Origin of the sequence: Pseudolactococcus piscium (assembly GCF_002441695.1) — a bacterium.
GTDB lineage: Bacteria > Bacillota > Bacilli > Lactobacillales > Streptococcaceae > Pseudolactococcus > Pseudolactococcus piscium.
Genome location: NZ_JXJW01000016.1, coordinates 63,530 through 72,360 on the forward strand (window position 1 = coordinate 63,530; position 8,831 = coordinate 72,360).

The 8,831-nt window shown below is 38.1% G+C and carries 9 protein-coding genes; 2 read left to right on the plus strand and 7 right to left on the minus strand.

The annotated features are described in order from the left end of the window. Positions 1–23: 23 nt before the first annotated feature. Genes RU86_RS08645 through trpS form a run of 3 tightly spaced genes read right to left on the minus strand, consistent with a single transcriptional unit; the run spans position 24 to position 2,516 of the window. Positions 24–872 carry a glycerophosphodiester phosphodiesterase gene (locus tag RU86_RS08645; RefSeq protein WP_096814951.1) on the minus strand — a complete coding sequence of 283 codons (849 nt, stop codon included), beginning with the start codon at positions 870–872 and terminating at the stop codon, positions 24–26. Continuing rightward, positions 856–1,497 carry an HD domain-containing protein gene (locus RU86_RS08650; protein WP_096814952.1) on the minus strand — a complete coding sequence of 214 codons (642 nt, stop codon included), beginning with the start codon at positions 1,495–1,497 and terminating at the stop codon, positions 856–858. The genes RU86_RS08645 and RU86_RS08650 overlap by 17 nt, the downstream gene beginning before the upstream one ends. Next, positions 1,494–2,516, minus strand: a complete 1,023-nt coding sequence (gene trpS, locus RU86_RS08655) for a tryptophan--tRNA ligase (RefSeq protein WP_096814953.1) — start codon at positions 2,514–2,516, stop codon at positions 1,494–1,496. The genes RU86_RS08650 and trpS overlap by 4 nt, the downstream gene beginning before the upstream one ends. A gap of 202 nt (positions 2,517–2,718) precedes the next feature. Between trpS and RU86_RS08660 the strand changes: the two genes are divergently transcribed. After that, positions 2,719–4,341: an ABC-F family ATP-binding cassette domain-containing protein gene (locus tag RU86_RS08660; protein WP_096814954.1), complete on the plus strand. Its 1,623-nt coding sequence runs from the start codon at positions 2,719–2,721 to the stop codon at positions 4,339–4,341. 108 nt (positions 4,342–4,449) lie between these two features. Continuing rightward, a complete protein-coding gene (locus tag RU86_RS08665) occupies positions 4,450–5,250 on the plus strand; it encodes a Cof-type HAD-IIB family hydrolase (protein WP_096814955.1) in 801 nt (266 codons plus the stop codon). Between the two features lie 292 nt (positions 5,251–5,542). Here RU86_RS08665 and RU86_RS08670 read toward each other — a convergent pair whose 3' ends face one another. The 4 genes from RU86_RS08670 to RU86_RS08685 form a co-directional block, all read right to left on the minus strand. Beyond that, positions 5,543–6,163 (minus strand): FMN-dependent NADH-azoreductase, encoded by a 621-nt coding sequence (locus tag RU86_RS08670; RefSeq protein ID WP_096814956.1) that lies wholly within the window; start codon positions 6,161–6,163, stop codon positions 5,543–5,545. Between the two features lie 354 nt (positions 6,164–6,517). Beyond that, on the minus strand, positions 6,518–7,708 hold the full coding sequence (locus RU86_RS08675) for a tyrosine-type recombinase/integrase (RefSeq protein WP_096814957.1): 1,191 nt from the start codon (positions 7,706–7,708) through the stop codon (positions 6,518–6,520). A gap of 346 nt (positions 7,709–8,054) precedes the next feature. Beyond that, a complete protein-coding gene (locus RU86_RS08680; protein ID WP_047915791.1) occupies positions 8,055–8,267 on the minus strand; it encodes a DUF4177 domain-containing protein in 213 nt (70 codons plus the stop codon). A gap of 105 nt (positions 8,268–8,372) precedes the next feature. Further along, positions 8,373–8,492 carry a bacteriocin gene (locus RU86_RS08685; protein ID WP_245810511.1) on the minus strand — a complete coding sequence of 40 codons (120 nt, stop codon included), beginning with the start codon at positions 8,490–8,492 and terminating at the stop codon, positions 8,373–8,375. Positions 8,493–8,831: the final 339 nt, after the last annotated feature.

Genomic DNA, 8,831 nt, shown 5'->3' on the forward strand with positions numbered 1-8,831 from the left:
ATGAAAAAAATAAGCGAACCTGCTTATTTTTTTTCGTTATAGTGCTGCTTTATCTCGTTGGCTAATTCAGGGTAGTCAGTCATAAAGCCTGCTAGATGGTGGTTAAAGGCAAAATAGAGATCACAATCATCATTTATAGTCCAAGGCCGTAAAGGCTTATGGATTTTCTTAAGCTTATCGGCATTTTTTTTCACCCAATTAATATGCGGATGTAAACTTGTGATGTAGTCAGCTTTTAAGCCTTCTGCTATTTTCTTGTCAGATGTTGACATCAAGTAGCAAAGGTCGACGTTGGGTTCAAACTCAGACAAGCGCTTGAGCGATTCCAAATTAAAGGAACAATAGATATGTGAAAATGGATAGGGGTTAGAGGTGAGTAAATCGCTGGTGAGTTTCTCTATTTCAAAATAGGGGAAATTATCAGTCTTGATTTCGATATTTAGGGTACCAGTAAAGTTAAGGTCGCATAGTAAGTCTAACACCTCAGATAAGAGGGGGACTTTTTCAAACTTATATTGGGTATCAAACCAAGCACCTGCTGAATATTGTCGGATATCTTGGAACATCAGATCACGAATTAAGCCGGTACCATTTGTTGTACGATCGATCGACTCATCATGTATGACCACGATCTGATTATCTTTTGTTAGATGGACATCAAGCTCGATGCCATCGCTACCAACCTTGATTGCTTCGGAAAAAGCAACGAGTGTATTTTCTGGCCGGTTAGACTTGCTACCACGATGGGCAAAAATCTTGGTCTCAACAGAATCCTGATGTAAGAGGTGTGAGAGCTTAGCTGTCAATGCTTTACGTCGTGCTTTACGTCGATCAAGCCATCTATGGTATCCTTTTTTAATTGCCGTAAACATCGCGATACTCACTTTCTATTGCCTTTACAAAGTCATGCATGATCTGATCACGTGGGACTGCCATGTGCTTGGCTTTAGCAGTATGTAAGGTGCTACTAATCTTGAATAACTTTTCATAAAAATGATTGATTGTTGTTGTATTTGCAGCGTGATAGGCTGCTTTAGTCTTGTAACTTTGTGGGTGAATTTCCGGATCATATAGTTCACGATTTCGTGAAACCCCATACTGTATCGTACGTGCGATGCCAAATGCGCCGATGGCATCTAGTCGGTCCGCATCTTGAACGATTTTTCCGTTTAGGGTGAGCGGTTTTGCAGTCCCCTCTAGTTGGCTAGAAAAGGATAGATTATCAATAATGTCAAAGACCGTCGTTTGCTCCTGGAATGAGATACTGGTTAGGAAGGCTGCGACTTGTTGTTTTGCTGCAGGAACATCATCGACTAGTTTTTCATCGTAGGTATCGTGTAAGAGCGCGGCAGCTAGGACAATCTCTTGATCAGCCATTGGATAGTCAGATAAAATAGACTGGGCTAATTTGTAAACGCGAAAAACATGGTCGAAACCATGTCCGTCTTGATTATGCGTGTGCCAATTTTTAGCAAAAGTAATCAGTTTATCTATCATTTAAAATAATTAATTCCCATTACGGTTTTAACTTCATCCAAGGTCTGTGCAGCCACAGCTTGTGCTTTTTGCGAACCAGTTTTAAGCATGTCATATACTTGCCCCATATCTTTGGCAAATTCAAGACGACGTGCCCGAATCGGTGCAAATTCTCTGTCTAAGACCTCGAGTAAATAACGTTTTGTCTTGACATCTCCAAGTCCACCGGCTTGATAGTGGGCTTTCATATCAGCGATGGTTGCAGCATCTTCTGCTGTTCCAAACACATCCAGATAATGAAAGACCATATTGCCTTCGATTTTACCTGGATCTTCAACACGAATATGATCTGGATCCGTATACATGCTCATGACTTTTTTCTGAACAGTATCTGCATCATCTGAGATGTAAATACCGTTGTTAAGTGATTTAGACATCTTAGCATTCCCATCGAGACCAGCTAGTCTACCCGCATTTTCATTTTCTGGATAATAGCCTTCTGGTTCAACGAGGATATCTGTTTGGTAGGCATGGTTAAAGCTGCGAACGATGTCACGTGTTTGTTCAATCATCGGTTTTTGATCATTACCTACAGGGACGAGGTTTGCTTTAAAGGCTGTAATATCAGCTGCTTGTGCAACTGGATAGACTAGGAAACCAGCAGGGATCGACTCACCAAAGCCTTTTTGTGAGATCTCAGTTTTGACTGTAGGGTTGCGTTCCAGACGAGCCAGGGATACCAAGTTCATATAGTACATCGATAGTTCGGCTAATTCGGGAATTTGTGATTGGATAAAAATCGTAGACTTGTTTGGATCTAAGCCAACAGCCAAGTAGTCCAATGCTACTTCGCTGACTGATTGAATGATCGTTTGTGGATCTTTAGCATGGTCAGTTAAGGCTTGTTGATCTGCTAAAAAAACAAACAAGTTATGCTTGCCTTCATTTTGTAGCAAGACACGATTCTTTAATGAGCCGACATAATGGCCGATATGTAGTTTTCCGGTGGGGCGATCACCTGTTAGAATAGTTGGTTTCATGAATATCTCCGTTAAATTGTAGTTAAGCACATTATAACATGTTCTCCTCCAAAAATCGGCTATAAATTATTTATATCCTGTCTACTGACTATGAAAATGATCTCTCAATTACCGCCTAATAGGCGGAGGCAGCCCTTTTTATTTCCTCATAAAAATGATAGAATGGAAATAGCACGTAAATTGAAGATAATAGAGGAAAAAAATGTTACAAGTAAGTGATATTAGTTTACAGTTTTCAGACCGTAAACTGTTTGATGAAGTCAATATTAAATTTTTATCAGGTAACTGTTATGGCCTAATCGGGGCAAACGGTGCTGGTAAATCAACCTTTTTAAAAATTTTAGCAGGTGATATCGAAGCAAGTACTGGTCATATATCTATGGGAACAGATGAACGGTTATCTGTTTTGCGTCAAAATCATTTTGACTATGAAGATCAGACACCACTAGAAGTGGTTATGTCAGGAAATGAAACTTTAGCCAAAATTGCAAAAGAAAAAGATGCCATTTACATGAATCCAGACTCAACGGATGATGACTTTATGCATGCGGCTGAATTAGAGGCGCACTTTGGAGAACTGGGTGGGTATGAAGCTGATTCAGAAGCTGCATCATTACTTCAAAATCTAGGCATCACAGTAGAGCAACAAAGTAATCTCATGGCAAATTTAACGGCTGGCGAGCACGTTAAAGTACTATTAGCCAAGGCATTATTTGGGAAACCAGATGTCCTTTTACTAGATGAACCGACAAATGGTTTAGATATTCAAGCCATCAATTGGTTGGAAGAGTTTCTAATTAACTTTGAAAATACAGTAATCGTCGTATCCCATGACCGTCACTTCCTAAACAAAGTCTGTACACACATGGCTGACTTAGATTTTGGTAAGATCAAACTCTTTGTCGGTAACTATGATTTCTGGAAAGAGTCATCAGAACTTGCTTTAAGACTCCAAGGTGATGCTAACCGTAAATCAGAAGAGAAAATCAAAGAATTGCAAGACTTTATTGCGCGTTTCTCTGCCAATGCCTCTAAATCGAAACAAGCAACATCTCGTAAGAAGATGCTTGACAAGATTGAACTCGATGAAATCGTGCCATCATCACGTAAATATCCGTTTATTAACTTTAAACCGGACCGTGAAATTGGCAATGACTTACTGAAAGTTGACAACCTATCTGTTACAATCGATGGTGAAGTGATTTTAGATAAGATCAGCTTTAACCTGAATCCAGGAGATAAAACAGCCTTCATCGGACAAAATGACATCCAAACGACTTCGCTTATTCGTGCCCTCATGGGTGATATCGAGTATACAGGTGAAGTGAAGTGGGGCGTGACAACGACGCAAGCTTATCTACCAAAAGATAATACACGTGATTTTGCCAGTGGAGAATCTATTTTAGATTGGTTACGTCAGTTTGCTAGTAAAGAAGAAGATGACAATACTTTCCTTCGTGGGTTCTTAGGTCGTATGCTCTTCTCAGGTGAGGAAGTTAACAAGTCTGTTAGCGTCCTATCTGGTGGTGAAAAAGTCCGTGTCATGTTAAGTAAACTGATGCTTTTGAAATCAAATGTTTTGGTATTAGATGATCCAACTAATCACTTGGATTTGGAGTCGATTTCTTCTATCAATGAAGGCTTGACAAACTATAAAGGTAGTCTGCTTTTCGCTAGTCATGACCATGAATTCATCCAAACGATCGCTAACCACATCGTTGTCTTGTCTAAAAATGGTGTCATCGACCGAATCGACGAAACCTATGATGCCTTTCTTGATAACGCTGAAGTTCAAGCAAAAGTTAAGGCACTTTGGGCAGATTAAGTTACGCCCATCTCTGCTATGAGAGTGAATGAGAAAAGTCGTTGTCAAACGGCTTTTTTTGCTGTAATCAATGCCGTTTTATGAGCCTACTTTTGCTATAATAGGCTTATGACGATTAAATTGATTGCAACAGATATGGATGGGACCTTTCTTGATGGTAAAGGTGCCTATGATAAGAAACGCTTTGATAGGCTTTTAAGTAAATTAGCAGAACAAGACATACGCTTTGTCGCGGCTTCTGGCCGTCAGCTTTTAGCCCTAGAAGCGATGTTTTCGGCATTTACAGACCGCATCATTTTTGTCGCTGAAAATGGTGGGATTGTTAAATACCAAGATCAGATCTTATTTGAAGAAAAAATGCCTTTTGACCAAGTACTGGCAATCGCTGAGTTTGTCAGACGGTCTGACTTTATCGAAGGAGATTCCGTTTTATTAAGTGGGGCTAAAGGCTCATACATCCTTGAAACGGCTGATGCGCATGCCAGGCAAAAGGCAGCTATGTACTATGAGAATATCCAGATTGTATCTGATTTTTCAACTGTAGTAGACGACATTCTCAAACTGACAGTTAGCTTTAAGCCTGAGACTGTTCTTGAGGGCGAAGCCTGGCTTAATGCCGAATTAATGGGGGCTCGTGCTGTGACGACAGGCCTAGCATCTATTGATATTATTCCCTCTGGTATCAGTAAAGAAACTGGCTTATCACATCTAGCTGAGAAATTTAAAATCCAACCATCTGAAATTCTTGCCTTTGGTGACAACCTGAATGATTTAGAGATGCTAAGCTATGCGGGGACTTCTTTTGCTATGCTTAATGCGCGTGACGAAGTGAAAGCTGTGGCAGATGAGGTGATTGGACATCATGATGACGCAGCAGTCATGAGGTATTTGGAAAATCTAGTCAAGTAGGGTAGTTAGAGAACCCAAAATACAAAAAAGAGCACAAATGTCCTAGCATTTGTGCTCTTTTTGTTGCGCTAATTGTGATCTTGCGGTCATGAGAGGTTCTTATCAATAAAGGTTGCTTACAGTCGATTTAAATAACATGATAATTGATAAAATCAGTCATTTTTTTTTATGTGTGATAGTAAATTACAGACAAAACTTTAAAAATAGCTTTAGTATAAAACTATACAGAACCAAAAAAACGTCTACTGAGTAGTCGACGTTTTTGGGTTGTTTTGAAAGTTAGTTCAGTAAATTAGAATGTTTGTGCGATTGTTTCGATTTTAGTGACAGCATCTGCAAGGATTTGCTCAGCATTTTCAGGTGCGTAAGCTTGGCCTTCGATATAGACAGATGTCACGTCGTCGATACCGATGAAGTTCAAGACACCGTTGATATATGCTGATGCGAAGTCATTGCCACCGTAAACACCACCGTTGGCTTGGATGTGTAGGACTTTTTTGCCAGTTGCAAGACCGACAGGGCCTTCAGCTGTATATTTGAAAGTCTTACCAGCAACGTTGATTGTATCAACCCATGCTTTAAGACGTGTTGGGATTTGGAGGTTCCAAAGTGGGTTAGCGATGACAACTTTATCAGCAGCAAGGAATTGGTCAGTCAATTCACCAAAACGGCCAACTTTAGCTTGTTGTTCAGGGCTAAGTGCACCAAATTCTCCACCAGCAGCTAGTGTGTTAAAAGCAGATGCGATGTCAGCATCGATTTCTGGTACGTTATCAGCAAATACATCAAGTACTGTGATTGTATCGTTAGGGTTAGCAGCTTGATAAGCAGCTTTAAATGCTTCTAAGCCTGTTACTGAAAAAGATGTTTCTGATGTAAGTGGATGTCCTTTGACAAGCAATACGTTTGACATGTGGGAACCTCGTTATTTCTATTATTTTTTTTATTTATTACTTATTCATTCTATATAAAAATGGCTAAAAAAGCTTTGTTTACGCTTGTAAATTTTATCACGAAATGGTGCGTCAACTAGCTGATTGCTTTTGAGGTTAATATGGCTAAAGCTAGGATGATACAAGTCTTTTTAAAGGGGAAGATTCACTGGTTTCTGGTAAATGAGGTTTAAATGTTACAAAATTGAAAAAAAAACAAAAATATGATATATTATTAGATTGAAAAAGAAATAGGACACAATCGTTGATATATAAGGGTTTGAGGGTGTTGTAGATTCGCTTAACCATCCTTTTAACCATCCCTTGCTATATTTTTATAATGCTTTTAAGATATTACCGAACTTTTCGGCAGTATCTTTTTTCTTATCCTCGGCAAGATGACTGTAAGTGTTCATAGTAATAGAGTAATCAGCATGACCTAACCTTAACTGTATTTCTTTAGGGTTGACATCGGCATTCATTAATAAGCTGGCATGAGTGTGTCTGAAACCATGAAAGCCTATATTAGGTACATTAGCAAGTTTAAAATGTTTTTGTAAAATCACAAGTTCATTCGCATAGGTAATTGTATGTTTTAGGTTTTCAAATACTAAACTATCTTTCAAAGTGATCACTCTATTGTTTTGAATTTTTTTCCATGATTTAAGCAGTATCAAGGTAGAAGTATCAAGAGTTACAATTCTATTGCTTTCTTTGGTTTTTGCGCCTTTTTGAATACGTTCGGCTTTATTCATAGTTTGAACGATTGTTTTATTTACCGAGACATTCGCATTGTTAAAATCAATATCAGACCAAGACAGGGCCAAACACTCACCTATACGTAAACCAGTGGCAAGTAAGAAACGATACAGTGTAACATGTCGCTGGTTGCTTGTTGTATATTCCAAGTTGTCCAGGTAAGATAGAAAAGTCTTTAATTCAGTATTGTCAAAATACTTGATTTTATTAGTTGTTCTAGATTTTAGTTTAGGCGGTATCACGTTTATAGCTGGATTACTTTCGATCGCACCTAGTTGCATGCCATAGTCTAATATGCGCTTGATATAGTTAAGCAACATTTTATAGTCTTTGCACTTTCCTTTTTCTCGTTTACCCTCTTTGATAGGGCTTGTATTAGCGTTTTTAGCCCACTGATTGACAATACCTTGCAATAACACTGGGTTTATCTTATTAAGCTGATACGAGCCAAGAGCAGGCAATATATAGACTTTTAAGAAGTTATTAGCTACCCTTATACTATTAGCTTTTACAGTCAGCTTATAGCTATCAAACCAACTCATAGCAAGCGCATTAAAATTATTAAAGACAACTTTTTCCCTTGCAATAGTAGAACCATTGCTGATAAACTTATTTATAGCTTGATTAGCTTTTATCTCGCACATTTTACGAGTTTTAGCAGTAGCGGTAGTTTGCACTTTCTTACCAGTCAAACTATCCACACCTAGATATATATTAGTTCGGTACTTAACTGTACCGTCTTTTTTTGTGACTTCTTTTATATTCATGTTCTCTCCAGTTCTATTGTCAGGCAAGGCAATTGAGGTATGAGAAATGAGATATAGTGTACAGCACATATAAAGTTAACCAGTTTATTAGTTGTATGGATAGGTAAATTATATCTAACTTAGTATTATTTAAGGTAACAAGGTAACAAAAGAGTATAAAGCTATATATATCAAGGGGTTAGAGCGTTACCGTTCTAAAAAAGTAGAGTAACGCAAGGGTAACAGGGTAACAGTATATTCAACCATTCTTTTTATTTTGGGATAATTAGTTATGATAACGTAGTGTATTCTAGTGTATTTTACGTTTGTTATTTTCAATATTTCCCGAGGGAGTGAGTAATATTTCTTATTTTAACAGGCTTTCAAATACTAGTGTGGCTTGTAATCTATCACCGCCACCAAAACCTTTACTGCCACCATTGGCGGTTGTAATCGTGTGTAGACGGTAACCTTTGGAACACTGTTTATTGATAACATTTTCTAATTCTGATAGATTTTTAGAACCTTTGCCGATAAATTTTTCTTTTAAAACAACTTCTAAGACAACGTAATTAGGCATATTTATAAAATTCCTTTATAGCTTTTAACGTGAATCCATCCTGCACGTAATGATAAATGTATATATTCTATTTAGTTCTAACTAGTGTCAGCGTTTTTTTATCAACTACCCTAGATTACCATCATTTAGCAGTACAACATAACTATTCTTTAAATATGATTCATCCCCTCTAGTTACAGTGGCAGTCTGTCCGTCTGATAATGTGATAACGTCATCTCTATTCATGATTTTATCTCCTTTGGTATATATAGTTTTATAGTACACTCCATTTTTAGAGTGTACTATTTATTTAGTGAGGTTTTGCCAATTTTTACCTAGGGATCATAAGGTGTTAAGGTTCAGGTTCAGGTTCATGGATAGTGAATTTAGTTGTTGGCTTTTGATGACTTGGATACTCAGAACTCTTTTTCGGCGTGACCGTTGTGGGTCAATACGTTGTGCTGACGTTAAATCGTTGTTTGGCCTGTTTTGGTGTCGTGCTCATTCGGTGCCAACACCACTTTTTTAAATTGATTACCGATGGCACCAGATGAGCCCGTCGGTTTAATTTGTTTTAGATAGTTA

Coding starts and splice junctions, on each gene's coding strand:
- RU86_RS08645 (WP_096814951.1), bottom strand. CDS start 872: ATGTTTACGGCAATTAAAAAAGGATACCATAGATGGCTTGATCGACGT.
- RU86_RS08650 (WP_096814952.1), bottom strand. CDS start 1,497: ATGATAGATAAACTGATTACTTTTGCTAAAAATTGGCACACGCATAAT.
- trpS (WP_096814953.1), bottom strand. CDS start 2,516: ATGAAACCAACTATTCTAACAGGTGATCGCCCCACCGGAAAACTACAT.
- RU86_RS08660 (WP_096814954.1), top strand. CDS start 2,719: ATGTTACAAGTAAGTGATATTAGTTTACAGTTTTCAGACCGTAAACTG.
- RU86_RS08665 (WP_096814955.1), top strand. CDS start 4,450: ATGACGATTAAATTGATTGCAACAGATATGGATGGGACCTTTCTTGAT.
- RU86_RS08670 (WP_096814956.1), bottom strand. CDS start 6,163: ATGTCAAACGTATTGCTTGTCAAAGGACATCCACTTACATCAGAAACA.
- RU86_RS08675 (WP_096814957.1), bottom strand. CDS start 7,708: ATGAATATAAAAGAAGTCACAAAAAAAGACGGTACAGTTAAGTACCGA.
- RU86_RS08680 (WP_047915791.1), bottom strand. CDS start 8,267: ATGCCTAATTACGTTGTCTTAGAAGTTGTTTTAAAAGAAAAATTTATC.
- RU86_RS08685 (WP_245810511.1), bottom strand. CDS start 8,492: ATGAATAGAGATGACGTTATCACATTATCAGACGGACAGACTGCCACT.